Origin of the sequence: Bradyrhizobium sp. IC3195 (genome assembly GCF_020193585.1) — a bacterium.
In the GTDB taxonomy this organism is placed as follows: domain Bacteria; phylum Pseudomonadota; class Alphaproteobacteria; order Rhizobiales; family Xanthobacteraceae; genus Bradyrhizobium; species Bradyrhizobium yuanmingense.
In genome coordinates, this window is record NZ_JADYVG010000024.1 from 72,343 (window position 1) to 97,694 (window position 25,352).

Below are 25,352 nucleotides of genomic sequence, written 5' to 3' on the forward strand. Positions count from 1 at the left end.
AAACGAAAAAGCCCGGCGCGAGCCGGGCTTCTGTCGTCTGGGATCCGTCTCGCTCTCAGCGGCGGAACATGCCGCCCATCATGCCGCCGACGACGCCACCGACGAAGGCCGCACCGGCAGCATCGCCGGGATTGCTGCGTGGCTGGGGAGCCGGTGCCGGCGCGCTGCTCTGAGCCGGGGCGGTGGCGGCGCGCCGAGCCGGCTTCTGGCTGCCGTCGCTCGCCGTTGCCGGGGCAGCCACGATTTCCGAGAGCAGGGCCTTGTGCTGGTTCTTGTTGAGATAACCCGACGAGGGATAGCCGCGCGCAGTCTGCCAGCGCTTGAGCACGGACCGCGTTTCGTCGTTGAAGACGCCGGTTTGGTTGGTGTCGAAGCCGAGCGCCGTGAGTCGACGCTGCACGTCGCGGCGCTTATTCTTGTCGAGACCGATTTGGTCCTCGGTCACTTGGGTAGCCTCATCCGTGAAGGTGGCGGGATCGACGCCGGCATTGAGCGTGCGGGTCGCGGTCGAGGGGCCGCTCTTGATCGCCGCTAGCCGCGCCAGCGCCAGCGCCTTGAACTGGCCGTTCGGGTAAGCGGTGAGGTAGGCATTGAGCTCCTCGGCCTTGTTGGACTCCTTAACCGAGCGCCAGTATTCGAGCTCGACACCGTCCGAGCTTCCGGTCGCCGCCGGCACAATGCCGGTCGCGGTCGGGGCCGCAGCGGCGACCTGGGTGGTCGGCGCCTGATTGAGATAGACGGAGCCGGTCAGGTTGGTGTGGCCCCAGGGCAGCTGGCCCTTGCGGGTCTCTTCATTGACCTGAGCGCGCACCGACGTCATGGCCTGCTGGATCTCGACGCCGGGCTTGGTGATGTTGTCAATCAACGCCCGCGTGAACGGGCTGTTGTTGCCTTCCTGGCCGTCGAGTGCGGTCTGGCCCGGGCCGGTGGCGAACGCGATCAGCGTGCCTTCGCCGGACTTCATCTCGGCGAGGCCGCTCTGGACGTTGACGCTGCGGGTCGCCGAATTCGACTTGATCTTCGCGGCGAACGGATTGTCCCGGCAGGCGTCGAGGAAGACGAGCTTGACCTTGGCATCGCCCATGGTCTGCTCGAGCGTCAGGTCGATGTTGATGGCGGCACCCAGCTTGACGTCCATCTCCGACTTGATGTCGGCATCGACGGGCAGCAGGTAATTGGTGCCGCTGACGGCGATGCCGTGGCCGGCATAATAGAACAGCGCGATATCGGAGCCTTGCGCCTTGCGGCCGAAATCAAGCAGCTTCTCGGTCATCTGGTCGCGGCTGAGATTGGAGCCTTCGATCACCTCGAAGCCGACATTGCGCAGCGTGGCCGCCATCGCCTTGGCGTCGATCGGCGGGTTCGGCAATTGCGCGACGTTCTTGTAGGAGCCGTTGCCGACGACGAAGGCGACGCGGCGGTCAGCCTTGGCGGCACTGATCGACAGCGCCATGCACATCAGCGAAGCGAGGAGGGTGAGATAGCGCATTCTGAAATCCCCAGAATCGAATTGCAGGCAGCAACAAATCGGCCACGAACCTACACGAAGTGCCCGACTTCGCGCCACCAAAACGGCAGTCCGTTGCGTTCAACCCGCTGCTGTGTGGCCGAATGTGCACGATGGAGTGTCGCTCCAACGTGATCCAAATCACACGGCCACTTGGTTTTGTCGCGCGAGGCGGCGCGAGGTTCACCTGGCCCGGGCGGGAACCGACGAAACGGGCTTCAAATTGAGTAAATTGCCGAACAGGATCAGCGCGGCGCCGAGCACGGTCCAGGCGTCGAGCCGCTCGGAATACAACAGCCAACCGGCAGTTGCAGTCAGTGGAACCCGCAGGAAATCCATCGGAACCACGATCGTCGCGTCGGCGTAGCGCATCGCACTGGCCAGGCAATAATGTGAGAACGTGCCGCAGACGGCGATCACGCCGACCCAGCCCCAGACATAGAGCGACGGCCACGTCCAGACCAACAGCGTCGGAATGAAGCCCGCAACCGACTGCACCACCAGCATCCAGAACAGGATCGAGAGAGCGCTCTCGGTGCGGGTCAGCGATTTGACCAGCGCCATCGCGACGCCAAATCCCATGGCGGCGCCAAGCGCGATGAGCTGCCCCGGATTGATCTCCCCGGTCGAGGGGCGGACAATGACGATAACGCCGACGAGGCCGAGCACGATGGCGGCGATCTTCCATGGCGTCATCCGCTCGGACAGGAAGCTCGCCGCGAGGACGGCCGTCCAGATCGGCATGGTGAACTCGATTGCGACCACCTGGCCGATCGGGATCAGTGTCAGTGCGAAGAACCAGCCGAGTTGGGCAACATAGTGCACCAAATTGCGGCCGACATGCTGCGGCAACCGCGATGTCTTGAGCACCTTCCAGCCGCCGGCGCGGTAGATGATCGGTGAGAGCAAGACGAAGCCGGCCAGCGACCTCATTTCCATGATCTGAAAAACATTCAGCTCGCGCGTGGTCTCGCGCCCGGCCACTGCCATGATCAGCATCAGCGACAGCCAGCCGGCCATCCACAGTGCAGCCATCATTTTCGACGGTGTGGTGCTCATCTGCGGCGGATACGGAAAGGGATGGACAGAGGAGGGGCGGCCGGTATCGGCGACATTGCCGCCGTTTGCAACGGCCAAATCTGCGGATGCAGCGATGCTGGGCGGCATGCTAAGGCATCAGCGAAAAACGACAAAGATCGGGAGACATTGCCCATGCGCATCTTGCAGCCGGCCGAGTGGAAAAAACCGCGCGGCTTTTCCCACGGCGTCGTGACCGAGGGGCCGGGCCGATGGGTGGTACTCGCCGGCCAAACCGGGGGCGACGAGGCCGGCAGTTACGATCCCGACATGGCAGCCCAGGTCGCGACGGCGCTGAAGCGGATCGTCAAGCTGCTGGGCGAGGCCGGTGCCGGCGCCGAGCACATCGTCCGCCTGACCTGGTACCTGACCAGCCGCGCCGAGTACGAAGCGGCAGGTGCCGGCATTGGCGCGGCCTGGAAGGAAACGCTCGGCCGCAATTTTCCGCCCTCGACGCTGCTCTATATCGGAGGCCTCGTGGACGAGCGTGCCAAGGTCGAGATCGAGGTCACGGCGTTCGTGCCCGGCCCATAAAAAAATCGATCCGGCGCGGGCGCCGGATCGATTGTCGCGTGAGCTAGCGTCTTATTTCGACATCGAGATGTGCGCGCCGCGGAACTGACTGTCCGCGCGCATCGTGACGTTCTGCTTGTTGCCGGACGTCTTGAGAGAGATGTTGGCGTTGAAGCCCGCGGTGGAGGCCACCAGCTCGTAGCTTCCGCCGCTGCCGCGGCCCTGGAGCGAACCGGAGATGTTGCGGCTGGTCTCGGACCAACTGCCTGCAATGGCGCCGCCTTCGGCCTTCACGTTGGCGCCGAGGTTGAATTTGTAGGCATCGCTGGCGCAGGTCAGCGACATCTCCATGGTCGGTCCGATCGGAGCGTATTTGGCCCGGCAGCGGATCCGCTCGGTCGAGCCGTCATCCAGCGTGACCGTGCCACCGCCGCTCCAGCTGCCCGCCAGTGGGGCGAACGGACCCGACTGGGCACTGCTTTCGGTCGCGGCGATCCCAGCCCCAAACAAAACGGCGGCCGCGATCAGAAGCCGCCGGTTCCGGGCGCGAGCCTCAATTGGTTTATTGGCGCGATGCTTCCCACCGCCCGCTGCACGGTATGCCTGCAGATGCTCCATTCCACTTCCCCGATCCGGCGTTGCCGCTGAGTTGACCGTTGGCATATGCACCATTGATCGAAACTTTCACAAGTCCCCCGCTGCCGATGGTGCCGGAAACGTTAGCGCCGGGCGCGGTGATCTTGCCGCCGGCAACCGTCAGCATCGAGCTTGCGGTCGGCTCGCACGAACCGCTCTTGGTCACGATGGTGACTTGCCAATTGCCGTCATAGGGATTCTGGGCGAAGGCGGGGGCGGCGAGGGTGCCAGCGAGAACTGGGGCGGCACAGAACACCGCAATGCGACCAAAACGCATGAATTCGTCCTTGAATGTGTCTGAGTTGTTGACGCTTATTCGGACGAAATGTGACGGAAATTTGTTGCGATGCCAAAGCGAAAATTGTTCCTTTGGGAACAATGGTTTATTTGCGCTTTTGGCTCCAATTTCCGAAGCAGAATCAAGGGCGCCGCACGTTAAGGGTAAACGTCAGGACGACTCGGAAAGAGCTTGCTCCAGGAGACTTCGGCTCAGAGGGCTGGCTCAGAGGATCTTGGCTCAGGAGAGGCTCGGCGCGGAGGTCGCGAACTGCTCGTCCTGGACTTTGGCGGGTAGCGCCTTGTGGACCTTGGCGTAATCGATCACGTCGGCCAGCAGCTTGAGCCCGAGCGGCGCCAGCGCGCGCTCCCAAAGCTCTCGTGCGGTCTCGCCCTTCTTGACGAAGCACCAGTCCTGGGCGGCGATCGCGCCGGCATCCATGCGGTCGGCGAGATGGTAGATCGTGCCGCCAGCGATGGGGTCGCCTTCCTTGATGGTCCATTCCACCGCGGCCTTGCCGCGGTGGCGCGGCAGCAGCGAGGGATGATAGCCGATCCCGCCGAGCCTAGCGGCGGCGAGCGCATCCTTGCCGATCCTGGCATGGCTGTGCGCGGTGATGATCAGATCGGTGTCCGGGGCGATCTCGGAAGCCACCACCAGCTTGGGATTGGCTTGCACCTGCACCTCGATGCCCGCCGCCTTGGCCGCCGCGGCGAGGCGGTCGTCGGCGTCCGCCACCACGACCCGGACGACCGAGACGCTGTGCTCCCGGAGCATGTTCAGGGTGGTCACGCCAAAATGGCGGGAGCCGACGAGGGTAATTCGCATGGGTGTCCGATCCGTCTCGCAACTGCGTCATCCCCCGATAACACGTCCGCATGCCCTGTCACCACCCGCGCAGCGTTTGCGTGGGTTATCAACAATGCGCCGGGTGCCGCTTGCGCGAGCGCCGGGATTGCGCCGTCGAGCCGTCCGGCGCCTTCCAAGCGGGCATGACATCGGCTTGGGAGTGAAGGCATGCGGAGCGTCGGGTTTTTTGTTGTCGCGACGCTGCTGGCGGCCACGTCGGCCCAAGCTGGCGGGCCTTACCCGGCGGTCCCGACCGGCGTTGCGCCATCAGGTGGCGCCGATCTCGGACGCCTACCGTTGCCTGGGGCGCTGCGTCGTCGACGAGAGCCTGTAGCGGGTTCCTGTGTTCCGTTCTTAACAGAGATGCCTCGGATTGGCTGATAAGGGTGCGCCAACCGGGGCTGGTGACATTTCAAACCCGCATCCGTTTTCGACCCCGGCTTTTGGCCGCCGGCGGCCTTTCATGCCCACGACTGACGAAATCATCGAACGGTAACACGATCTCAACCAGCTTGGCGTATCGACGAATCCGTCGCGGATTTGTATTGCGTACCGTGACACCGAAATCGTCCGCCGGCGTGGGCGCGCCGCCGGGCCTTTTCGCCGGGACAGATCTCATGCCGAACGCGATCGAGCAGATCGTCGACGCCTATGTGCGTCTGAAGAACCGCCGTGGACTGGACGAGCTGATGATCCACAGGCAGCGGCTCGCGGTCGATCTGAAGAGCCGGTCCGGCTATGATTTCAGCCTGCCGATCGGTCAGATCGACGAGGAGATCGCGATCATCGAGGCGGGGCTCAGCCGGCTCAAGTCGGATAAGTCCACGATCTAGACGTCGGCATCGTGCGCGATGCCTGGCGTTGACGCATTGTCGCAGTCGAGCCCGGTTCATGCGGGGTTCAGGCCAGCCATGCGTCAATTGCCATGTCGTTTCGTGGGACGCGAATCCTGATAGGCTTGTCCCCGTGTTTTGAAGGAATCGTCATGATCGAACTTGCGCTGGCCGGCCTGCTTGCGTTTGCAACCGTGCCTGCGGCGCCGACAGCGCCCATGGTGGAGCAGGTTCAGTTCAGGGGCGGTCCGGGCGGGCAATGTCCACACGGCTACGATTACAACCACTCGAACGGCCGCTGCTATCCCAACGACCGTCACGCGCCGGGTGTCTACACCGGGGGCCACGGCTCGGGCTATGGGCGCCGTGGTGGCCTGTGCCCGCACGGTTACGACTATAATTACTCGACAGGCGAGTGCTACCCGAATCGTGCGCACGCGCCCGGCGCTTACGGTCGCCCTCAATATTACGGACGACGCGGCGGGCTCTGTCCGGACGGCTATGATTACAATTACTCGCAGGGACAGTGCTACCCGCACGGGGCACGTGCGCCGGGCATGTATGGGCGGTAGTCATCGCCGTGCTGAGGCGGGCGCTCAGTCGCGCCGGCCGCCGTCGATCACCGTGAACAGCGGCCGCGCCGGGGTGGGTTCGACCAGCAGCTCCTCCACCAGTGCGGTTGCGGCATCGACATATTTTCGGGTCGGCTTGTCGAGAGGGCGCTTGGCCTCGTCGTCGAGCGCGACTTTTGCGGCCTCGACCAGCTTGCGCATGCGCGCGGCATGGTCGTCGCCCGCGGTCAATGTCGCGCGCGCCAGCGAGCGCAGCACGAACAGCTCGCCCTCGAGGCGAAGCAGACGGTCGTTGAGCCTGGTCAGGACGGCGTTGAGGTCGGCCATGGCGTTCGAAGCGGAGGATCCGTCCTGATCTAGCCGCGATCGGTGAACGGAGTGCAAACGGCGCCGGCGCAATTCGGCGGATCCGGCGTCACCGCAGGCGGCTTACCATTCGACGCCGGCCCAGCGCCGCCCGAACACCGGTGGCCTCGTCTTCACGGCCTGCCAGCCGAAGAAGTGGTGCTTGCCGGACCAGGCATGCACGATGCCGCTGCAGATGCCGCATTTGAAGTTGCCGCTGTGAGCCTCGCTGTGCTCCTCTCTGGTCGCGGTGTAGTTCATGCCGCAACCGGTGCAGGTGAATTCTTCGATCGTCCAGATGCTGTTGGCCATGACCCAGAATGCGTTTCGGTGACTACGAAGAAAGGTAGTCACCAGCATTTGCAGGGGCGTAAACCGGCGCGGGGAAATCCGGTTAACCCGCGTTAGCCAAGCCGGGTTGGGGGCGGGCGATGTGGTATCCGGCAGCCGGTCGTCTTGACGCCAGATACGTTGCTGGCAATAACGGCTGAGCCCGCAAGCGCGGAAGTTGCGTTCATGCCGCAAGGAAAGCTGTGCCCGTGAAAAGCCTCCGTCAGTTGCTGACGGGCGAGGACGTCATCCAGCTCGTGATCCGCCTCGGCCTGCTCGCCCTGCTGATCATCTGGACCTTCCTGATCATCCGCCCATTCGTGCCAATCCTGGCCTGGAGCGGCGTGCTGGCGGTCGCGTTCTATCCGGCATTCAGCTGGGTCGCCAAGATCCTGGGCGGCCGACCCAAAACCGCAGCAATAATCCTGACCCTGATCACGCTGGGTATCGTCATCGGCCCGGCGACCTGGCTCGGCATCAGCGCGGTGGACGGCGTGCGTGAGCTGGCGCACCAGCTCGGCACCGGCGACCTCGTGCTCCAATCGGCTCCGGAGCAGCTTAAGTCCTGGCCGCTGGTCGGCCCCTGGCTCTACGAGCTCTGGGATCAGGCCTACAACAACGTTCGGACGGCGGTGCGCGAGGTGGCGCCGTATCTTCAGCCGCTGGCCGGCCCGCTGCTCTCGCTCGCGGGCGACGCCGGCCTTGGCACGCTCCAGTTTCTCGTCTCCGTGTTCGTGGCCGGCTTCCTGTTTCCGCATGGGCCGCGCCTGGTCGCGGCCGGCCGCAACTTCCTGTTTCGCATCGTGCCGGAGCAAAGCGAGCATTTCCTCTCGCTCGCCGGTGCGACCATCCGCGCCGTGGCGCAGGGCGTCATTGGCGTGGCGATCGTCCAGGCGCTGCTCGCCGGAATCGGCTTCAAGCTCGCCTCGGTGCCGAGCGCGGGCCTTCTTGCCTTCATCGTGCTGCTGCTCTCGATCGTGCAGATCGGTGCTTTCCTGGTGCTGCTGCCAGTGATCATCTGGATCTGGACCGCTAAGGACGTCACCACCGCGCTGCTGCTCACCGTGTTCTTCGTCCTGGTCGGCTTCATCGACACCATGCTGAAGCCGCTGGTCATGGGCCGTGGCCTGACCACCCCGACCATCGTGATCTTCGTCGGCGTGATCGGCGGTACGCTGGCCCACGGCATCGTCGGACTGTTCATCGGACCGATCATCCTGTCGGTGGCCTGGGAAATGATGATGGCCTGGATCAGGACCGAGGACCGGGCGGAGGCGGGGAAGGGTTGATCTCGCCCCGCCAGCGCGGTGTCAGCCGCCCATGCCGGTTAGCTCGTGGCTTGTGATCAAGGCGCGTCGCTAACTTGTCTGTTTGACTAGACAAGTTACCATTGGGTCGATTCTGTTTTCGACAACGGCAGCAATGGCAAAGTCTTCCAAGCTGGTTGCCGCCAGGCGCGGCAAGGTATTGTTGGTCAGACGCCGGTCGGACGGCCTGTGGATGTTTCCGGGCGGCCGCAAGCGTGCGCGCGAGTCGGAGAAGGACTGCCTGCGGCGCGAGATCAAGGAGGAATTGCCCAAGCTGAAGCTCGGCAGGATCAGCCTCTGGAAGGAAGTGAAGGCGAGGAACAAGCGCTCCGGCCGCAAGATGAGCGACGCGATCTTCATCGCCAAGTCCGCCAAGGGCAGGCTGGCGATCGGCGACAAGAAGGAGATCGACCGCGCCGCCTGGCACAAGCCCCGCGGCATCCGCCTGACGGCGACCTCGCGCTACATCCGCGACCGCCTGTTTCCGCGCAAGCGGCGGCGAAGCTGAGCCGCTAGTCCTCCCGCGCCGCCGATCGCGTCCTGCCAGCAAACCTCCTCGACTGCGCCGCCTCCGGCTCGGGTGCGGCGAGCTTCGCGGCCTGGAGCTCCCGCATCTCCTTGCGGACCTGGCGCGCACTGCGCATCGCCCGCTTGATGAAAGGATGCTGCGAGTCCTCGGCGAAGAACAGCACGACTTCGCAGCTCGGACATTGCCTGGAATAGCCGTCCTGCAACCGGCCGGCGCGATCGCGAAACACGTTCTTGCACCGCGTGCACTGAACCTGGACCGAACTCATGCGCGGATGACAATCACTTTGAAATGGATCGTCAGCTGATCCGAAATGTCTGAAGAAAGCTTGAATGCCGGCGTGGCTGGATGCCGTCAGACATCGCCGAGCCAACAAGACGTGTGAACCAGTTCACAAGCGCGCGGCGAAACCGCTGCTATGAAGACGTCATTGCTTAACCGATTCATTTCGAACGAAACGCCCCAGCGTGGCTCCAAGCGCTGGGGCTTTTTCGTGCCTCCATTCTCACAGCCAAGAGCAGATCGAAAGGATCGCGCCGCCGCCTCGAACGTTATCGAGGAGGGGTGCGTTCGCAGGGCAAATCCCATATGCATGGCGCCGAGCTGCCGATTCGAGGGGCAAGGCGGCTCGCATTCAGTTTGCGGCGGTTCAAGAGCAGAAACGGGTCCAAGTGAGGCTTTCCACGAAGGCAAGGGTGGCCAAGAAGCCGCCGAAGAAGAGCAAAGGATCGCAGCGTGCCACGATCTCGTCTTCGTCGCCTCTCGGCATGATGGCCCTTCATCTGCTTGGACAATGGAAGCAGTCCGGACGCAGCGGCATCGTGTTTCTCGCCGAGAGCGAGAACAGGGCGGAGCGGCTCGGCAGCGTCATTCACGCGCTCGACCCCGCCTGCGAGGTGCTGGTGTTTCCGCGCTTGAATACCTTGCCGTTCGATCAACTGGAGCCCTCGCACGAGCTCGCGGGGCGCAGAGCCTCCGTGCTGAGGCGCCTTGCGAAGTCCAAGAAGCCGGTGTTTCTGGTATCGACGGCCGAAGCGGTGATGGAGAGGATGCCGCCGCCGGCCAGCCTGTCGCGCCTGAGCCTGAGCTTGAAGGTGGGCGGCACGTTCTCCGAGCAGGAGCTGGAGTCCCGCCTCCAATCCCTCGGTTACGATCTCGACGATGAGCCGGATTATCCGGGCGGGGCGCTGTTCCACGGCCAGACCTTCGAGATATTCCCGGCGGGCGCGCTGGGGCCGTTCCGGATCGAGCATTCGCAGCACACGATCAAACGGATCGTGGCCTTCGACCCGCATGAGCATAGGATCATCTTCGAGACCAGGGAGCTGCTCGTCGATCCCATGTCGGAGCGGCTCGGCCTTGCCGGCAAAGGCGGCAAGCGCGCCAGCCTGTTCGATTATTGCGCGGGCGCCAGATGGATCGCCGATGCCGGCGTGCCGTCGCATGCCGACGGATGGCTCGATACGATCGAGGAGGCCGCGCCCCGCAGCGAGCGGGAGCGCGAATATCTCGGGCGCAGCGATTGGAAGCGGCTCTCCAAGGGCATCAAGGTGCTGCCGCGGACGGCACCGTTCCAGGCCATCCCGGAATTTTCGAAGCTGACATCCTCCCGGAAGGCGTTGCGTGGCTTCGTCGAGGAGACGCGCCGGGCCGGGTCGCGGCTGATCCTCGTTGCCGCTCACGAGGACGATCTGCGCGTGATGGAGCGGATGAGCGGCGTCAAGGCGGAGCGCTGCGAAGACTGGGAGGAGGCGGCGCGCGGGCGGGGCGGCGAGACGGCGCTGCTCGCCGATCTCGATGCCGGTTTCGTCGTGCCGGCGAAGAAGCCTCTGGTCGTGGTGACGGCGTCCGACGTGCTCGGCAGCCGCGCGCATCATCCGCAGCCGATGGCGCGCGCCTGGAGCGCGGCCTTCGACCATGCCGATGCGCCGGAGCAGGGCACGGTGGCCGTTCATCTCCAGCGCGGCCTTGCCGTGCTCGACGGCCTGCAGACCGTCAACACCGGCGGGGGCGCGATGCGCGAGATGATCCGCCTGAAGTTCGCCGGCGACAATGCGGTGCTGGTGCCGCCGCCCGATCTCGCCTTGATGTGGCCTTACGCCGCCGAGCTCGGCAGGCTTTCGCTCGATAAGGCGGACGGCAGCACGTGGTGGGCGCGCCGCAGCGAGGCCGAGCGCGAGATCCAGATCGCGGGCAAGGCGCTCGCCAAGCACATCAGCCAGCGCCGGCGGCGGCGCGGCGAAAAGCTGGTGCCGCCGGGATCGGCCTACGAGAAGTTCGTCGCGCGTTTTCCTTACTTCACGACGATCGACCAGGCCCAGGCGATCCGGGACGTGCTGGATGATCTCGCATCCGGCCATCCGATGGATCGGGTGATCTGCGGCGATGTCGGCTTCGGCAAGACCGAGGTCGCGCTGCGCGCGGCGGCCGCGGTGGTGCTGTCAGGCAAGCAGGTGGCGGTCGCGGTGCCGACGACGGTGCTGGCCCGCCAGCACGTCGCGACGTTCCAGAAGCGATTTGCCCCGTTCGGCATCGAGGTCGGCAACCTCTCGCGCGCCACTTCGGGCGCGGCGCTGCGGGAGACCAGGGAGGGCCTGCGCAGCGGCCGGATCAAGGTTGTGATCGGCACGCAGGCGCTCACCGGCAAGGACGTCAGGTTCGACGATCTCGGCCTCGTCATCGTCGACGAGGAGCAGCATTTTGGCGCGGCGGAAAAGGCAAAGCTCGCAGGGCTCGCCAAGAACGTCCATGTGCTGATGATGAGCGCGACGCCGATCCCGCGTACGCTGGCCGCCGGCCTCGCCGGCTTCCGTGATCTCAGCGTGATCGCCTCGCCCCCGGTGCACCGGCTTCCGGTCGCGACCCGGATCGCGCCGCTGTCGGATGCGGCGATCGCCTCGGCGCTGCTGCGCGAGCAGCGCCGCCACGGCCAAAGCTTCCTGATCTGCCCGCGCATCCAGGATCTCGATCCCATGCTGGCGCGGGTGCGGGCCGTGGCGCCGGACCTGCGCATCGTCTGCCTGCACGGCAGGTTGGCGGCCGACGAGATCGACGACCGCATGATGAGCTTCGTCGAAGGCCATGCCGACGTCCTGCTCGCGACCAACATCGTCGAGAGCGGTCTCGACATTCCCCGCGCCAACACCATCGTGGTGTGCTGGCCGGAAAAGTTCGGCCTCGCCCAGCTGCACCAGCTGCGCGGACGCGTCGGCCGCGGCGGCATCCGCGCCTTCGCGCATCTGCTCACCGAGACGGAGTCCGGACAATCCGAGAAGCGCCTCGCCGTGCTCGAGGAGTTCAGCCGGCCGGGCGCGGGCTTTGCCATCAGCGAGCGCGACCTGGATCTGCGCGGCGCGGGCGATTTGTTCTCGGAGCAGCAATCCGGCCACGTCCAGGTGTTCGGGCCGGTGCTCTACAGCCACCTGCTGAAGATGGCCTCGGAGAAGAGCGACGAGCAGCTGTGGGTGCCCGACCTCAACCTGCCGGTCGGGGACATGCTGCCCGAGAGCTATGTGCAGTCCGAGCCGGTGCGGCTCGAGCTCTATGCCCGCGCCGCACGATGCAACGACGAGGACGATCTCGACGACCTCGAGGAGGAAACCTCCCGCCGCTTCGGACCCTTGCCAAAGCTCGCGCGCGACTTCTTCGCCGCGGCCAAGCTCAGGATCGAATGCAAGCGACGCGGCATCATCCGCCTCGACGTCGGGCCTGAAGCTGCGGCCGCGACGTTCCTGCCCGGACGCCTGCGCAAGTCGCGAGGCAAGTCACTGCAACGCGACGGCGACCGCGTCGTCTATCACAGCCCGATGCGCGATGCGCCGTTCGAGCGGGTGGAGGAGCTGTTCGAGCTGCTGGACGAGGGGTAGGGGCTTGCGCGTTCGTCAGCGCTCGCAACTGCGAATTCGTAGCGGAAACCCTGCTCCACCATTATAGTTAATTTGGGCGTGGCGAAGGAGATCGTCCGATGTCACATGCCATTCGTCCAGTGATTGCCACAATTGTCGCAGGCTCATGTCTGTTGGCCCTGGTGCAAGCGGGCGGCGCAAATGCCGGCTCCGCCGGAGCGGGCATGGGAACGGGGCAGGGTAGCGCTGGCGGCTCGGCGCCTTCTGGAATGGGGACGAGTGCGGGCAATGCAGGTCCCTCAGCACCCCCAGGGATGGGGACGAAGGACATCGCGCCCGGCGGAGATCTGGGCACCAACAGCGAAGCGACCAATTCGAACGTCCAGCCCGCCACGCCTGCGAGGTCGCGGGCGGCAGCTCAGGCCGCGAGAAATGCCGGGGCTGGTCGCGCTCAAAATGGCCTGCCGATCGGCGCAATTGGCAGCGGCACGAGCAATGAAGATCAAAAGGCCGCTGGTTCGGCGTTCTCCCAAAGCAGATTCCGACCGGCAACACAGGCTCAAGGAAACGCCAGTGTTGGTTCAAATAGTCTGTCAGGGAGAGGCTCGAGCCTTTCGGACCAGATCAGTCGGCCGCGAGCCGCACGAGCTGGAGACAAGGTGCTGGATGCCAAGGCCCGGGTCGAGCGACGAACGACTGTGTCGCCCAAACGCGTTACGAGCCCGATAGGACCAGGTTTGTAATCTGCGAGCGACGGGGGAACAGGTCGACTCGGTGCATCGCGCTCTACCAAAGCACATGTGGCGCTCGCGGTTTGAGCGGACGCGCGAGCTGTTCGAGCTGCTGGACGAGGGGTAAATCGGAAAGTGCGAAAACAACCCCATGCACAGTAGCTATGTGCTTGTGCGATAAGGCGTTCTGCATTCGGCGCGTCCATCGCGGCCGAGGTGGCCCAAGCAAGCGTGGTCCACGACCCGGATCAGGCCTATCGTGCCGAGTCCGTGCCGGAGGCGCCGTCACTTGGCCGTTGATTTGTCGGGCAAAACAGTGGCATTATGCCAACTTCGGAAAATCCGTTGCTGGCATGGCTGTTGCCGGATGCGCGGCGAGGAGCTTGCGCCGGATCCGTAATCGGCCGGGGGCGCCGGCTCGTCCGCCGGCCGCGCCGCTAACGCGGAATTAATCCAGAAAGCCGACAATTTTAGGCAGTTGTGTATGGGTGCTGCGTAAGCGGATCGTCGCGAGGGCGTTCCAGGGGGCGGCTTCCTGTTGCTCGCTCCATGGGGGTCAGTGCAAATGACCACGTCCTTCGAAACGCCAAGCTTCGCCGAAGAGCTCGACGCCGTCGCCCTTGCAGACGCTGCAGGCGCGCAGGAACCCGCAGGCCCGGAAGCTGAAACGCCGCCAATCACGCCCCGCCGCAAGACGATCCTGCCGCTGGCGGTGTGTGCCCTCGCCATCAACGGCGCGGCGGCCATCTATACGTCGCCCTCCGGCATGCCGTCATTGAATGTTGCCAGCCTCGCCGAACTGCTGCCGCGGCAGGAGGCACCGGCACCGAAACCGGATCCGGTCGTCACCGCCCTGAAGGAGATCCAGTCGGCCCAGCAGCAGCACACCGCTTCGCTGCAGGAGAACAACCAGACCCTGCAGCAGAATGCAGCCTTGCTGCAGCAGGATTCATTCTTGCTGCTGTCGCTGCGGCAGAGCATCACGGACGAGCGGGTCGACGTGAAGAAGATCTCCTCGCAGCTCACCACGCTGATCGCCAAGGTCGACTCGCTGCAGAACGTGATGATGTCGGACGTGACATCGTCCGTTCGCAGAGCGAATGCGCGCTACGGACTGTCCGCCGCGATGCGCAAGCGGCTGGTGCGTGAGCCCAAGCCCCTGGGGCCTCTAGGGCCGGTGTCGATCGGAGGGGCTCCGCTGACCGCGCCGGCTGCGGTGGCGGCGCCGGAGAGCTGAGGACGCGTTCTGGCTAGGCCGCTTCCTCCTCGAACGAGGTGTAGACCCGGCCTGTGGGATCAACGACCTGAACGTCCCAGCATCCGTCCTCGACCAGCTCCCTGGCCTTTTTGAGGGCCGCGGCGAGTGACGCCCGCTTGAGGCTGACGACGCCCGCCGTGTCGAAACCGTTGATTTCAAACATGCCGTTCCTCCGGTTTTGGGGAATCCTACACGTTTCCGGCGCGATGTCAGCGGGTTTGTCAAAGTTTCAGTTGCTGGGCCTTGGCCTCCAACCGTATTCCTGATGGGAAATCGTGGCGGTGATGTCGGCCTCTTTGTCTGCCGAGAGGCGCCAGGCCGCCACTCCGAAGCACAACGTCAGGACCAGGGCCGTCGCAAGCAGAAGCATCGAGACGAAATGGCTCACGCGCGTCACCAGCGGTTGGAAGCTCCGAGAGAGCGAACACGGGTTGCCGATTCGGAAAATACAGACGGGCTGACCTAAAGCCCTGGTTTCCACATCAAGTCACACAGGACCAAAGGCGCTCACGATCCCGATCGTGATCGGGACCAGCGCGACGATCGTCCATAAGGCGGGCGAGCTGGAAGACAGACCGGCGAAAAAGATCAAAAGACCGAAGCCCACAAGGGCCGCCGAGATGGCATAGGCGAGTGCTTTTTCCATCGTTCGATCCACGAGGAAACGGGATGGATTGCGCCTGTAGGACTCAGTGCCGATCGAAACGTTCCCATGCTGATCTGGATTGGCAGTGCATCAGCATCTCCGCAGCTCCGCTCAGCATGTCGACCACCACTGCGGCTTCGAAGCCTGGAGCCACAAAATCACTGGGCCATGTCTGCGCGGATCGGGCACCGGATCCGCGGCGTGCTTCTAAGGCCGAGACGGGTCGGTCCCGGCCTTCCGCTCAACCATCGCCATTTCCACTTGGTCAGCAAGGACCGTGAGGTGGCTTGCGAGCCTGTCGAACACTTCGCGCTTGGCTGGATCGGTAGCCAAGTCGCGGATCAGGGCGCGTTCGGCCGCATCTTTGCAAGTTTCTCGATCTGCGCCAGATAGTCCTTCATTGGCAATTGGCTTCGTTCTGCGCAAACAAAACGTACAAGCAATGTGCGAAAGCGAGCAGAAGCGATTGCCGATTTTTCCTAGTCTTCGGTGGCTTTGGCCTTCCCCAAAGGTCCAAGCACCTCCAGCGGCCCCGGCCTCACACCCCAAAAGCCCCCCACGGTCGGGGCCGTCATTGGCGCTAGGCGCGATTTGCGATCGTGGCCGTGGCGCCTGCCTCTGAGCGTTCGCGGATGGAGGAGCCGAGTCGCATCGCACGAACTGCGACAACGGCGCAGCACTCTTCAAAGGAACTGACTCCATGCCTCTGCATTCCTCGATTGCATGATTTTCCCACTTTTCGGTCGGCTCGTTGACGGAGGGGGTACATGGGCACTTTCGATCACACCGCTGTTCTGAAGCAGCGTTTCGATGAGCTTGCTTCTGGGCTTTCCGCATTGGAAGATCTGCGCTCGCGCGTAGTCGCAGCCGAGCAAATGCAAGAGAGGCATAGTCACGCGGGCAAGCCGCCCCCGACAATTCGCAAGGGTGGCAACCCTAAATCGCGATCAGCAGAAACCGATCGGCCAAAGAGGCGCTAGGCGCGGCCCCCGGTTCACGCTTCAGAACAAGGGCCGCCGCTCTGGAACAGCGGCCCTACCGGGTTACGATAGATCCGAGATGAAACTTGCCAGCCCCGGTAACGACATGTTCGTCCTGGAGGGACGTTCCTGCATCAACAAACGTGAATCCAAAGGAACGGCCCCGGGCGTCCCGGGGCTGGCTGCGGACACACCGAGGCCGCCCGACGCACCACTCAGCGTGGCACGCCGGGTGATATCGTCTGCTCAAACATTCGAGCTGGGTGTCTCAAAAGATACCGTCCAGCATTAAATTTTCGAGGTCTAGGCCAGAACCAGCCCCGACGGCAACGCGAACGGCGGCCGGTGAACACGTTCGAATGCGGCGCCCGAGAAAGGAGGCCGCAACCATTGGGGCCTACCGGTTCACGCTGGCGGACCACCATCGTTCGCCGCACGCGACCTCTCCGCGCGTGAGGGCATCAGCAGAAGTAGCAATTGTTCAGCTCGCTCCTTGGTCAGATTGGCCGCCATATCGGTCCCGATCAGTGCTGGGCCCCTGCGTTCTCGATCGTAGACCATCCAACCCTTGCCGCCCATGCGAATGAAAAATCGGCTTTGCGACGGAACCTCGTCAGTCAATGAAGCATGCTCCCGATTTGCCCAGCACCTCTCAGGAAGCGGCATTCTTCTTTGTAGCTTCATTCGCATATGTGAATCGTTTCGGGAAAAAGTAGCAATTGGTCGAGTTTTCGTTCACAGCTGAGTGCACTGTCACCGTAGATTGTCAGATCCGGCGGGCGGGCTGCTTGGAACGCCTCGCTTGACTTCACGACCCTGGTCACGCGCCAGCGGTTGTTGAGTTCGTGGGGAAGCCAATGATGTGCGCATCAACCGGCGAAGCTCCGGCCTTCCTGCGTCAGCTCGAAGCTCTCGCCATTTGCGCAGAGCAAACCCGCCTCGACCATTTGCTTGGCAAATGACAGGCTGCACACCGGCTGCGAGCCGCCCGGATGATACAGCCGCGTGCCCCGCGCGATCAGGTGCCCATACAGCAGAGCGAGCCGCAGCGGCCTGACCATCCCGGGCGAGACATTTGGCATTCCTGCCAAAGCGTGCGGAAGGCCCTTCGTTCCTGCGTGGAGTCGGACGACTGACAATTGTCAGTCTGCGGAGCATTGACCGCGGCTGGCTGCAGCTAATCGCCCGCGAGCGACTGCATCGCTTCCAAGAGGCGTTCAAGCCCGAACGGCTTCTGGAGCATGATGCTGCCGGACACCGGACGCGGAGCGGCGTGCGTGTAGCCGGTGGCGTAGATCACAGGCATGCGCGGATTGGATTGCCTGCACTGGATGGCGACATCCCAGCCCGTCAGCGAGCCCGCCAACCTGATGTCGGTGAACAAGAGATCGGGTGTGGCTTCGGCACAGAGCTCGAGCGCGCGCTCGCCGCTATCAGCTTCCATCACCTCGTGCCCGTGAGTCTCCAGGATGTCGACCACCACGTCGCGGATCAGGTCTTCGTCTTCGGCTACAAGAACCCGCAAGTCTCCCTCCAGTCGCGCTCTTCGTCCACGACATGAGGACCCATGCGCAGAAAACATAGTGCCGGCTGGTCGGCGCCGCCTCCGCCAACTCGGCCGACGAGCCAGCGAGACTCAAGCTGGAACGGGTGACCTTTGTTCCTGCCCACCTGCTGAGCCGGACGGCATTTCGATTTTTGCTACTTGATTTTATTGGTGAGCGCGCTGGGGCTCGAACCCAGGGCCGGGAGCCTGGATCGGGCAATGAACCAAGAGCATGCGAGGCGACTATTTCACCGACATGGAGCAGGACGACAGCGACGCTGAGGACGATGATCCGGAGGAGGCGAAGCAGCAGGCTCCGGAAATGTGCCCGTGCGCTTGATTCTGCTCATGCCATAGCGGTTGTCTCACGAGTCTCGAAATCGAACGCTGCCGGGCTCGAAATACATGTCCCGGCAGCGTGTCATTCTCAAACTGAGCGCTGAAATCCCAGTTGGCTTCGACTATGCAACGGACATGCCACAGGCTTGTGACAGGAGCCCGCCGGTTCGCGCTGGCGGGCCTTTGATAGCTTAATAGTAATGGCGCCTTGGGCGGTGATAATAGTCGCCATAACCGTAATATCCCTGCCGGCCCTGCTGAAACTGTGGCGGCACCGTGCCGTTGGGGTAGCACCGACCGTCTCGAATATCGACGTCGGCGCCGTGGCCGCATCGGACGGGATGTCTACCGTAGCCTCCACCGTAACCTCCGCCGCCGCGATGATAGTACTGCCGCGCAGCTTGTTCTTGAGGAGGGAGGGCTCCGTTCGGATAACACATGCCGTCTCGGGCGCTCAGGTCCCAACCGTGGCCGCATGGAGGCGGGTGTCTTGGCACACCATACTGGACCTGCTGGATGGGTGGCTGAACCAGCCCCGGCACGGGCGGGCCCATAAGTAATGCTGCGGCGAGCACGGAAACGATCATCTGAGAATCTCCATGGGGCGCAGCGTGCCTCAGCACGTATGAACCCGCTGTGAATGGCACGGCTCACGTTGGCGGCTTCTTCGCAAAGCCTAGGGTTAGCACCATAACCACTGCCAAGAGAACCCAGCCGACAATATCGATGGCGGTCATGGCTGCACCCGGCGAGTGTGCACACTGTGTGCAGGCCCCAAAAATCCCCTCAACTCGAAGGGCTGAATTTTGGCTCTAGGTGCTTGATTAGCTTGGTGAGCGCGCTGGGGCTCGAACCCAGGACCCCGTGATTAAAAGTCACGTGCTCTACCGGCTGAGCTACGCGCTCCCATGGCCGCTGATGGCTCGAAGAGATCGCCATCGTGTTCGGACATTCGAGAGGCATGTCTTGCCGCTTCGCCTAGAGATCGCGTCGCGGGGAAAACCGGCTGTTTCCGGATCATGCCTTCGGCCCGCGCTGTGTAGGGGGAGTGGCTGCGGAGGTCAATAGTGCGGGTGGTTGCCGAAGATCGCGGCAGGAGCGGGGATTTGCCTGGGCTATCCGTCGCTTAGGCCAAAATTCTCACCTCGATTGGCGGCCGGTCATCCACGCCGGAGACCGCGTGATTCCAGGCACGAGGCCGAAGACCGGCGTGGAGCAGGATCAGTTCGTCTCCCGCCGGACCTCGCTCGGCACCGGCTGCGGCGTGCCGGTCGGGTGGGGCAGCGCGACCGGGCGCAGGCCGATCAGCTCGGCGGTGCGGATCGCGCTGTCGCGCCAGAACTGGAACGAGTTGATGCGGCTGAGCTCGAGGATGGCGATGGCGACGGCGGCGAGGAACGGCAGGCTCTGCAGCACCAAGACGCCGGCGAAGATGTAGATCTCGGTGATCTGCTTGTAGCTGTTGGTGGCGATCAGCACGCCGGCGCCGACCAGGAGCAGGGTGCCGATCACGGCTTCCCAGAACGCCTGGAACTCGATCGACATGCGGGACAGGCCGCCTTTGGAGGTGCGGGCGAAGGCGATGTGCTCGGTGATCAGGCCCTGCGCCACCGCGCGCGACACCGTCCATTGCACGCTCATCGCCGCGATCATGGCGCCCAGCATCTGGCCGGGCTTGATGGCGACGCGGGCGCGGTACATCGACAGGAAGTGCACCAGCGAGACGATGAAGGCGCCGACAATCGGCAGCGTCAGGATCTTGTCGGGAATGGCGATGTCGGCGAAGGCGACGATCGGCACCCAGATGAGGTTGAGCAGCGCCACGACCACGCCGAGGCTTTCGGCGCCCAGCCAGTTCAGCCAGCCGAGGCCATATTCGCGCTTCTGGTCGGGCGTCAGCCGGCTCGCGCCGGGCAGGAAGCGGCGCCAGTGCTTCTTGACGATCTGCAGGCCGCCATAGGCCCAGCGGTGCCGTTGCTTCTTGAAGGCCTCGTAGGTGTCCGGCAGGAGGCCTGCGCCGTAGCGGGTATTCGTGTAGTGGGTGGTCCAGCCGAGCTCTTGGATGGCAAGGCCGAGATCTGAGTCCTCGCAGATCGTGTCGCTCGACCAACCACCGGCCATGTCCATCGCGGCGCGGCGGATCAGGCACATCGTGCCGTGCACGATGATGGCGTTGGCCTCGTTGCGCTGGACCATGCCGATGTCGAAGAAGCCGGCATATTCGCCGTTCATGATGTAGTGCATGATCGACAGATCGCCGTCGCGGTGCTCCTGCGGCGCCTGCACGAGGCCGACGCGCGGGTCGGCAAAAGCAGGCACGAGATCCTTCAGCCAATCGGGCTCGACGACATAGTCGGCATCGAGAATGCCGATGATCTCGGCATCCGCCGCGGTGCGGTCCATCGCGATCCGGAGCGCGCCGGCCTTGAAGCCCTGCACCTTCTCGGCGTTGATGAACTTGAAGCGTTCACCGAGCGCGCGGCAATGGTCCTGGATCGGCTGCCAGAAGGCGGGATCCGGCGTGTTGTTGATGATGACCACGCATTCGTAGTTCGGATAGTTCAGCCGCGACAGCGCATCCAGCGTCTGCTTCAGCATCTCGACGGGCTCGAAATAAGCGGGGATATGGATCGAGACCTTGGGGCAGTAATCCTCGGGCACGTTCTCGACCGGCTTGTTCTTGGCGATCAGGCGCTGCGGCGGCCGGCCGAAGGCAACCGCGGCGATCTCGTCGATGCGCGCCATCGCGATGAGGACCAGCGGAACAAGGAGGATCATGCCGAGCGTCAGCGCGAAAGCCGAGCCGAACAGGAAGTAGTGGCCGTTCCAATAGGCGAACACGGTCGCGGCCCAGGCGCCGACGCCGTTGGCGGTCGCCGACAGCAGGAAGGCTTGCCTCGCGGTCGCCTTCTCGATCCGCAGGATCGGTAACGACAGCAGCACGCCGACCAGCAGCGCGATGCCCATCAGCTTCCAATAGTCGGGGTTCTCGACCGGGCCGGTCCAGGCGAATTTCGGCTCGCCGCTGGCATTGAGGACGCCCCAATACGGACCGACGCCGCCTTCGAAGAATTTCCAGGGCCGATCGAGGGCTTCGACGATGTTGTAGTCCATGCCGAGCGCTTCGGCGCGGGTGACGAAGTTGCGCAAGGTCAGCGCCTGCTGGAACGGACCTGGATCTGCGTTGCGCAAATTATAGCCTGCGCTCGGCCAGCCGAACTCGGCGATCACGATGCGCTTGCCCGGGAACTGATTGCGCAGGAGGTCGTAGCGGTCCACGGCCTGGTCGACGGCCTGATCCGAACGGAAGTTTTCCCAATAGGGCAGCACGTGCGCGGCGATGAAGTCGACGCTGGAGGCGAGGTCCGGAAAATCGCGCCAGATGTTCCAGATCTCGCCCGTCGTCACGGGAACACGGACCGCGCTCTTGACCTTCTTGATCTTGCTGATGAGGTCCTCGACCTTCATCTCGCCGCGGTAGATCACCTCGTTGCCGACCACGATGCCGATCACGTTGCTGTTCTTGCGGGCGAGCTCGATGGCGGCCTTGATCTCCCGCTCGTTGCGATCCTCGTCCTTGTCGATCCACGCGCCGACCGTGACCTTGAGGCCGAACTCGGCCGCGATCGGCGGCACCAGCTCGCTGCCTTCCGTCGCGGTGTAGGACCGGATCGCTCGCGTGAGGGTCGAGAGCTTCTTCAAGTCCGCGCGAATCTTGTCGGGGTCGACCTTGAGGTCGACGACATGGCCCGGTTCGAACGGCGTATAGGACAGGCTCGGCACCAGGCCCTTGAAGTCCGGCGCAGGTTCCCTGTCGCGCAGGACTCCCCAACTGCCTGCGTGGAGCGCAGACACGAGCAACAGAACGGCGGCGACAACGCGCATCGCGGCTAAACCAATAGGGGCTGAGGTGGCAGGGAAGCGGATCCGACCCCGAGATCCGACCAAGTCCGCGGCAAAGGGAGCATATCTCTGCCGCGCGGTTTCACAACTGTCATGGCCTCATGTCCTTATGAGGGCATGGCCTTTTCGAACGACGCGCGGCAGTGCCAACCGTCTCTATGGCCGGTCGTTCCTGAACGGCAGCTGAAACGACCGGAGCTATTTTGGCTTGGGCTATTTCGCCGGCGTGGGGGACGGGCTTGCCGCAGGCGAGGGGCTCGCGGCCGGCTGCGGCTGCGCATTGGCGGCCGGCGCTGCCGGCTGGGCGGCCGCGGCCGCGGCCTGCTGCGGCTGGGCGGCCGGGTTGATCCAGCACGCGTGCACGCGGCTATCCAGAGTTTCGGCCACCTTGGGGTCGATCTGGCCGCCGAAACGGGTCAGGCAGCGGAACGCGGCCTGGATGTGGCCGCCGGGGCAGCCGAAACGGTCGTAGAGGTCGAGATGACGGAATGCGGTATCGAGGTCGTCCCGCCACATCAGCCGCACCACGCGCCGGCCGAGCCAGACGCATTCGGGATTGCCGGCCGGGCCGTTGATGACCTGGGCGGCTTCCGCGAACTCGTCGGTGCGGCGCTGATTCTGGGCGGCGTCCTTGGCGGCGTCGGCGGGCTGGGCTGCCGCTTTGCCCTGTTCGGGGCCCGGCGGACCGCTCTGGGCGGAAGCGCCGCCAGCACCGGTCAGAACGAGCAGGCAGGAGACGGCCAAGGTGGCGGCGAACTGCCGCAGGACCGCATTTCGTGACTCGAACACCCGTTGCCGCATGAATTCCCCAATGTATCCGCTGGCCGTCCGCGTCAGGAGCCCCGCGGACGCGCTAGCTGATGGCGTCCAAATGGGTCTCCAATGCGGCGGAAAAGTCTTTCGGAGTCCATGACCTGTATTTCGAATTTTGTCCAGCAAAGTCACGATCCTAGATCCCGGTGAACCGGCGCAGGTAAATTCCTTGGGGGCGCAAGGGATCCACCGGACGTGCCCCCTTGGCAGACGGCGTGCGAGAAGGTAATCGACGGCCCTTCGCGGAGGACGGAACCGATTTCTCTTCGTACGCCACTGGCGCTTCTGCTCGTCTCACTGGGTGCGATCGCTGCCGTGTGGTGGTGGCTTGCCACGCCGATCACGCTCGCGCGCGCCCCGATCGATCCCGCCGACAAGGTTCAATGCGTCTCCTACGCGCCGTTCCGCGGCGAGCAGTCGCCGCTGGAGGCATGGACCCATATCGATGCCGACCAGATCGAACAGGACCTGCGCCAGCTCAAGGAGATCACCGACTGCGTCCGCACCTATTCGCTGGAGAACGGGCTCGACCAGGTGCCGGCGATCGCCGCCAAGGTCGGCGGGATGAAGGTGCTGCAGGGCATCTGGCTCTCGAGCAACCGCACCAAGAACTACGAGCAGGCCGGGCTCGCCATTCGCCTCATCAAGCAATTCCCTGACGTCATCACCTCCGTCATCGTCGGCAACGAGGTGCTGCTGCGCGGTGAGATGACGACGGCGGACCTCGTCGCTCTCATCCGCCTGGTTAAGACCCAGGTCGGCGTGCCCGTGACCTATGCCGATGTGTGGGAATATTGGCTGAAGAACCGCGAGGTGTATGACGCCGTCGACTTCGTCACGATTCATATCCTGCCCTATTGGGAGGATTTCCCGATCAGGGCGAAGTTCGCTGCCGCCCATGTCGAACAGATCCGCGAGCGCATGGCGGTGGCGTTTCCCGGCAAGGAGATCCTGATCGGCGAAACCGGCTGGCCGAGCGCGGGCCGCATGCGCGACGGCGCACTGCCCTCGCGCACCAATCAGGCGCGCGTCGTCTCGGAAATCCTCGGCCTTGCGAAGGCGCAGAAGTTCCGCGTCAATCTCATCGAGTCCTACGACCAGCCCTGGAAGCGCAGGCTGGAAGGCACCGTCGGCGGCTATTGGGGCCTCTACGACTCGGTGCGCAGGAGCCTGAAATATCCGCCGGGACAGCCGATCAGCAATTTCCCGTACTGGAAATGGTACATGGGCGCCGGAATGGGGCTTTCCGTGCTGGTGTTCGCTGTCGCGCTGATCACGCTGCGCCGCCGGCCGTGGACACCGCGTTTCCCGGCCTGGCTCGGCGTCGGCATCTCGGCGACGACCGCCGGAATCCTGCTCGGGATCGGCGCCGACAAGATGTACTACGAGAGCTACGGGATCGGCGGCTGGCTGCTCTGGGGCGCGTTGCTGCTGGCCGGCATCCTGTCGCCGATTTTCTGCGCGCAGGCGATGGTGATCGGCCGCAGCCTGCCGACCTTCCTCGACCTGCTCGGCCCGCGCGAGGGCCGGAAATGGTCGAAGCTCACGGCGGTGCTCGGCCTGACGCTGGCGGTGACCGCGGTGATCGCTTCCGCGACCGCGCTCGGCTTCGTGTTCGATCCGCGTTACAAGGATTTTCCTTACGCCGCGCTGACGATGGCTGTGGTGCCGTTTGCGCTTCTGATGCTGAACCGGCCGCAGATCGGCCAGCGTCCGATCGCCGAAGCGGTGTTCGCGGGGGTGCTGGCGCTGTCCGCCGTGTACGTGCTGTTCAACGAAGGTCGCGACAATTGGCAGTCGCTATGGACCTGCGCGATCTATCTGTTGTTCGCGCTCACGCTGTGGCGGGCGCGGGCCGAGCAAAGCCAAGAATAAGCAGGCCGATCGCAAGGCCCGACAGCACGACATTGTAGAGCACGATGCCGAGGCCGGCGGCGATGAGGCCGACGGTCAGCAGCACGATCGACGGCCGCATCAGGTTCAGCGTCGCAACCACCAGCGCCACGATGCCGAACACCGAATTCTTGAACAGCACGGTCGAGACCGAGCGCGACTTGCAGACCAGGGTCTGAAGCCCGGCGTCGCAGGCGAGCGCTACTTGCGAAAACTCGATCGCGAGATAGCGCACGTAGAGCGCGCAGCCGACGGTGACGAATCCGACCACGAGCAGGAACTGCACCTGGTAGGGCGTGAGGCGGAAGGGCTTCTTTGTCATGGCCGCAATATGGTCGGGAAGGCGCGGCCAGGCAACAGGGCAGGCGAGGTTTCTGTTGATCCGCCCGGGCACTCTCCAGGAACACGCGAGCCTCCCGCTGGTTCTCAACATTGTGTTGCCAACACCGCCTAGGAGTGAGGCATGGACAAGCCGACGCAGGAGCAGCTGAGCGAGCTCAAGAGGCTGAGCAAGGAGGCGCGGGTCGAGGATTGGTCGGACATCGTCCAGTCCAAGGACGAGGCCGAGATGCGCATCCGCGATCTGAAGGAGAAGGCGCGCATGGAATAGGCCATCGCCTGCG

At 64.1% G+C, this 25,352-nt stretch carries 24 protein-coding genes, 1 tRNA gene and 1 pseudogene; 9 read left to right on the plus strand and 17 right to left on the minus strand.

Annotated features, from left to right (window positions below; translation table 11 throughout):
• Window positions 1-55 precede the first annotated feature (55 nt).
• Entirely contained in the window at window positions 56-1,489 is a 1,434-nt protein-coding gene (locus I6F09_RS31630) for a caspase family protein (RefSeq protein ID WP_057029251.1), read from the minus strand.
• Window positions 1,490-1,690: 201 nt separating this feature from the next.
• Complete coding sequence (locus I6F09_RS31635; protein WP_225189816.1) at window positions 1,691-2,566, minus strand: DMT family transporter; 876 nt, start codon at window positions 2,564-2,566, stop codon at window positions 1,691-1,693.
• Window positions 2,567-2,719: 153 nt separating this feature from the next.
• Here I6F09_RS31635 and I6F09_RS31640 point away from each other — a divergent pair, with 153 nt between their 5' ends.
• Window positions 2,720-3,118, plus strand: a complete 399-nt coding sequence (locus tag I6F09_RS31640) for a RidA family protein (protein WP_036012586.1) — start codon at window positions 2,720-2,722, stop codon at window positions 3,116-3,118.
• Between the two features lie 51 nt (window positions 3,119-3,169).
• Here the strand turns inward: I6F09_RS31640 and I6F09_RS31645 are convergent, their stop codons facing one another.
• The 3 genes from I6F09_RS31645 to I6F09_RS31655 form a co-directional block, all read right to left on the minus strand.
• The gene (locus I6F09_RS31645; RefSeq protein ID WP_036012583.1) at window positions 3,170-3,715 is read right to left on the minus strand and encodes a hypothetical protein; all 546 of its coding nucleotides are present in this window, start codon (window positions 3,713-3,715) and stop codon (window positions 3,170-3,172) included.
• The gene (locus tag I6F09_RS31650; protein WP_036012597.1) at window positions 3,660-4,010 is read right to left on the minus strand and encodes a hypothetical protein; all 351 of its coding nucleotides are present in this window, start codon (window positions 4,008-4,010) and stop codon (window positions 3,660-3,662) included. The genes I6F09_RS31645 and I6F09_RS31650 overlap by 56 nt, the downstream gene beginning before the upstream one ends.
• A 240-nt stretch (window positions 4,011-4,250) precedes the next feature.
• The gene (locus I6F09_RS31655) at window positions 4,251-4,838 is read right to left on the minus strand and encodes a formyltransferase family protein (RefSeq protein WP_036012580.1); all 588 of its coding nucleotides are present in this window, start codon (window positions 4,836-4,838) and stop codon (window positions 4,251-4,253) included.
• A gap of 638 nt (window positions 4,839-5,476) precedes the next feature.
• Between I6F09_RS31655 and I6F09_RS31660 the strand changes: the two genes are divergently transcribed.
• The gene (locus I6F09_RS31660) at window positions 5,477-5,692 is read left to right on the plus strand and encodes a hypothetical protein (RefSeq protein ID WP_225189808.1); all 216 of its coding nucleotides are present in this window, start codon (window positions 5,477-5,479) and stop codon (window positions 5,690-5,692) included.
• A 125-nt stretch (window positions 5,693-5,817) separates the two neighbouring features.
• On the plus strand, window positions 5,818-6,264 hold the full coding sequence (locus I6F09_RS31665; protein WP_225139969.1) for a hypothetical protein: 447 nt from the start codon (window positions 5,818-5,820) through the stop codon (window positions 6,262-6,264).
• A gap of 24 nt (window positions 6,265-6,288) precedes the next feature.
• On the opposite strand, the gene I6F09_RS31670 is transcribed toward I6F09_RS31665, so the two are convergent.
• Together I6F09_RS31670 and I6F09_RS31675 are read right to left on the minus strand one after the other, a co-directional pair.
• Complete coding sequence (locus tag I6F09_RS31670) at window positions 6,289-6,591, minus strand: hypothetical protein (RefSeq protein ID WP_027575377.1); 303 nt, start codon at window positions 6,589-6,591, stop codon at window positions 6,289-6,291.
• 102 nt (window positions 6,592-6,693) lie between these two features.
• Window positions 6,694-6,921: a hypothetical protein gene (locus tag I6F09_RS31675; protein WP_036012574.1), complete on the minus strand. Its 228-nt coding sequence runs from the start codon at window positions 6,919-6,921 to the stop codon at window positions 6,694-6,696.
• 221 nt (window positions 6,922-7,142) lie between these two features.
• Between I6F09_RS31675 and I6F09_RS31680 the strand changes: the two genes are divergently transcribed.
• Both I6F09_RS31680 and I6F09_RS31685 read left to right on the plus strand, forming a co-directional pair.
• On the plus strand, window positions 7,143-8,228 hold the full coding sequence (locus I6F09_RS31680; protein WP_109143691.1) for an AI-2E family transporter: 1,086 nt from the start codon (window positions 7,143-7,145) through the stop codon (window positions 8,226-8,228).
• Window positions 8,229-8,361: 133 nt separating this feature from the next.
• The gene (locus I6F09_RS31685) at window positions 8,362-8,754 is read left to right on the plus strand and encodes an NUDIX hydrolase (protein WP_157286040.1); all 393 of its coding nucleotides are present in this window, start codon (window positions 8,362-8,364) and stop codon (window positions 8,752-8,754) included.
• Window positions 8,755-8,758: 4 nt separating this feature from the next.
• Here I6F09_RS31685 and I6F09_RS31690 read toward each other — a convergent pair whose 3' ends face one another.
• Window positions 8,759-9,043 carry a Zn-ribbon domain-containing protein gene (locus I6F09_RS31690; RefSeq protein ID WP_225189809.1) on the minus strand — a complete coding sequence of 95 codons (285 nt, stop codon included), beginning with the start codon at window positions 9,041-9,043 and terminating at the stop codon, window positions 8,759-8,761.
• 499 nt (window positions 9,044-9,542) lie between these two features.
• Between I6F09_RS31690 and I6F09_RS31695 the strand changes: the two genes are divergently transcribed.
• Together I6F09_RS31695 and I6F09_RS31700 are read left to right on the plus strand one after the other, a co-directional pair.
• On the plus strand, window positions 9,543-12,641 hold the full coding sequence (locus I6F09_RS31695; RefSeq protein WP_225189817.1) for a DEAD/DEAH box helicase: 3,099 nt from the start codon (window positions 9,543-9,545) through the stop codon (window positions 12,639-12,641).
• Window positions 12,642-13,916: 1,275 nt separating this feature from the next.
• The gene (locus tag I6F09_RS31700; RefSeq protein ID WP_225189810.1) at window positions 13,917-14,588 is read left to right on the plus strand and encodes a hypothetical protein; all 672 of its coding nucleotides are present in this window, start codon (window positions 13,917-13,919) and stop codon (window positions 14,586-14,588) included.
• Window positions 14,589-14,601: 13 nt separating this feature from the next.
• Here I6F09_RS31700 and I6F09_RS31705 read toward each other — a convergent pair whose 3' ends face one another.
• From I6F09_RS31705 to I6F09_RS31740, 8 genes and pseudogenes are all read right to left on the minus strand, one after another.
• On the minus strand, window positions 14,602-14,772 hold the full coding sequence (locus I6F09_RS31705) for a hypothetical protein (RefSeq protein ID WP_193374992.1): 171 nt from the start codon (window positions 14,770-14,772) through the stop codon (window positions 14,602-14,604).
• A 324-nt stretch (window positions 14,773-15,096) separates the two neighbouring features.
• A complete protein-coding gene (locus I6F09_RS31710) occupies window positions 15,097-15,255 on the minus strand; it encodes a hypothetical protein (protein ID WP_164936882.1) in 159 nt (52 codons plus the stop codon).
• 207 nt (window positions 15,256-15,462) lie between these two features.
• Window positions 15,463-15,656: pseudogene (locus tag I6F09_RS31715) on the minus strand (hypothetical protein).
• A 1,448-nt stretch (window positions 15,657-17,104) separates the two neighbouring features.
• Entirely contained in the window at window positions 17,105-17,296 is a 192-nt protein-coding gene (locus I6F09_RS31720) for a hypothetical protein (protein WP_225112455.1), read from the minus strand.
• A gap of 116 nt (window positions 17,297-17,412) precedes the next feature.
• The gene (locus tag I6F09_RS31725; protein ID WP_036012559.1) at window positions 17,413-17,760 is read right to left on the minus strand and encodes a response regulator; all 348 of its coding nucleotides are present in this window, start codon (window positions 17,758-17,760) and stop codon (window positions 17,413-17,415) included.
• Window positions 17,761-18,950: 1,190 nt separating this feature from the next.
• A tRNA-Lys gene (locus I6F09_RS31730) sits at window positions 18,951-19,026 on the minus strand.
• A gap of 315 nt (window positions 19,027-19,341) precedes the next feature.
• On the minus strand, window positions 19,342-22,005 hold the full coding sequence (locus I6F09_RS31735) for a glycosyltransferase (protein ID WP_109143693.1): 2,664 nt from the start codon (window positions 22,003-22,005) through the stop codon (window positions 19,342-19,344).
• A gap of 231 nt (window positions 22,006-22,236) precedes the next feature.
• Window positions 22,237-22,824 carry a hypothetical protein gene (locus I6F09_RS31740; protein ID WP_036012549.1) on the minus strand — a complete coding sequence of 196 codons (588 nt, stop codon included), beginning with the start codon at window positions 22,822-22,824 and terminating at the stop codon, window positions 22,237-22,239.
• 327 nt (window positions 22,825-23,151) lie between these two features.
• Between I6F09_RS31740 and I6F09_RS31745 the strand changes: the two genes are divergently transcribed.
• Window positions 23,152-24,711, plus strand: a complete 1,560-nt coding sequence (locus tag I6F09_RS31745; protein ID WP_036012546.1) for a beta-1,6-glucan synthase — start codon at window positions 23,152-23,154, stop codon at window positions 24,709-24,711.
• On the opposite strand, the gene I6F09_RS31750 is transcribed toward I6F09_RS31745, so the two are convergent.
• Entirely contained in the window at window positions 24,671-25,051 is a 381-nt protein-coding gene (locus tag I6F09_RS31750; RefSeq protein ID WP_036012544.1) for a hypothetical protein, read from the minus strand. The two genes, I6F09_RS31745 and I6F09_RS31750, sit on opposite strands and share 41 nt — an antisense overlap.
• 141 nt (window positions 25,052-25,192) lie before the next feature.
• On the opposite strand from I6F09_RS31750, the gene I6F09_RS31755 reads away from it, so the two are divergent.
• On the plus strand, window positions 25,193-25,339 hold the full coding sequence (locus I6F09_RS31755) for a hypothetical protein (protein ID WP_156447140.1): 147 nt from the start codon (window positions 25,193-25,195) through the stop codon (window positions 25,337-25,339).
• Window positions 25,340-25,352: the final 13 nt, after the last annotated feature.

Excerpts from the sequence above, each read along its gene's own strand:
- I6F09_RS31685 (WP_157286040.1), top strand. The coding sequence starts at position 8,362 with ATGGCAAAGTCTTCCAAGCTGGTTGCCGCCAGGCGCGGCAAGGTATTG.
- I6F09_RS31750 (WP_036012544.1), bottom strand. The coding sequence starts at position 25,051 with ATGACAAAGAAGCCCTTCCGCCTCACGCCCTACCAGGTGCAGTTCCTG.
- I6F09_RS31675 (WP_036012574.1), bottom strand. The coding sequence starts at position 6,921 with ATGGCCAACAGCATCTGGACGATCGAAGAATTCACCTGCACCGGTTGC.
- I6F09_RS31630 (WP_057029251.1), bottom strand. The coding sequence starts at position 1,489 with ATGCGCTATCTCACCCTCCTCGCTTCGCTGATGTGCATGGCGCTGTCG.
- I6F09_RS31650 (WP_036012597.1), bottom strand. The coding sequence starts at position 4,010 with ATGCGTTTTGGTCGCATTGCGGTGTTCTGTGCCGCCCCAGTTCTCGCT.
- I6F09_RS31635 (WP_225189816.1), bottom strand. The coding sequence starts at position 2,566 with ATGAGCACCACACCGTCGAAAATGATGGCTGCACTGTGGATGGCCGGC.
- I6F09_RS31700 (WP_225189810.1), top strand. The coding sequence starts at position 13,917 with ATGACCACGTCCTTCGAAACGCCAAGCTTCGCCGAAGAGCTCGACGCC.
- I6F09_RS31720 (WP_225112455.1), bottom strand. The coding sequence starts at position 17,296 with ATGGTCAGGCCGCTGCGGCTCGCTCTGCTGTATGGGCACCTGATCGCG.
- I6F09_RS31640 (WP_036012586.1), top strand. The coding sequence starts at position 2,720 with ATGCGCATCTTGCAGCCGGCCGAGTGGAAAAAACCGCGCGGCTTTTCC.
- I6F09_RS31690 (WP_225189809.1), bottom strand. The coding sequence starts at position 9,043 with ATGAGTTCGGTCCAGGTTCAGTGCACGCGGTGCAAGAACGTGTTTCGC.
- I6F09_RS31695 (WP_225189817.1), top strand. The coding sequence starts at position 9,543 with ATGATGGCCCTTCATCTGCTTGGACAATGGAAGCAGTCCGGACGCAGC.
- I6F09_RS31755 (WP_156447140.1), top strand. The coding sequence starts at position 25,193 with ATGGACAAGCCGACGCAGGAGCAGCTGAGCGAGCTCAAGAGGCTGAGC.
- I6F09_RS31645 (WP_036012583.1), bottom strand. The coding sequence starts at position 3,715 with ATGGAGCATCTGCAGGCATACCGTGCAGCGGGCGGTGGGAAGCATCGC.
- I6F09_RS31670 (WP_027575377.1), bottom strand. The coding sequence starts at position 6,591 with ATGGCCGACCTCAACGCCGTCCTGACCAGGCTCAACGACCGTCTGCTT.
- I6F09_RS31740 (WP_036012549.1), bottom strand. The coding sequence starts at position 22,824 with ATGCGGCAACGGGTGTTCGAGTCACGAAATGCGGTCCTGCGGCAGTTC.
- I6F09_RS31655 (WP_036012580.1), bottom strand. The coding sequence starts at position 4,838 with ATGCGAATTACCCTCGTCGGCTCCCGCCATTTTGGCGTGACCACCCTG.
- I6F09_RS31660 (WP_225189808.1), top strand. The coding sequence starts at position 5,477 with ATGCCGAACGCGATCGAGCAGATCGTCGACGCCTATGTGCGTCTGAAG.
- I6F09_RS31705 (WP_193374992.1), bottom strand. The coding sequence starts at position 14,772 with ATGTTTGAAATCAACGGTTTCGACACGGCGGGCGTCGTCAGCCTCAAG.
- I6F09_RS31710 (WP_164936882.1), bottom strand. The coding sequence starts at position 15,255 with ATGGAAAAAGCACTCGCCTATGCCATCTCGGCGGCCCTTGTGGGCTTC.
- I6F09_RS31735 (WP_109143693.1), bottom strand. The coding sequence starts at position 22,005 with ATGCGCGTTGTCGCCGCCGTTCTGTTGCTCGTGTCTGCGCTCCACGCA.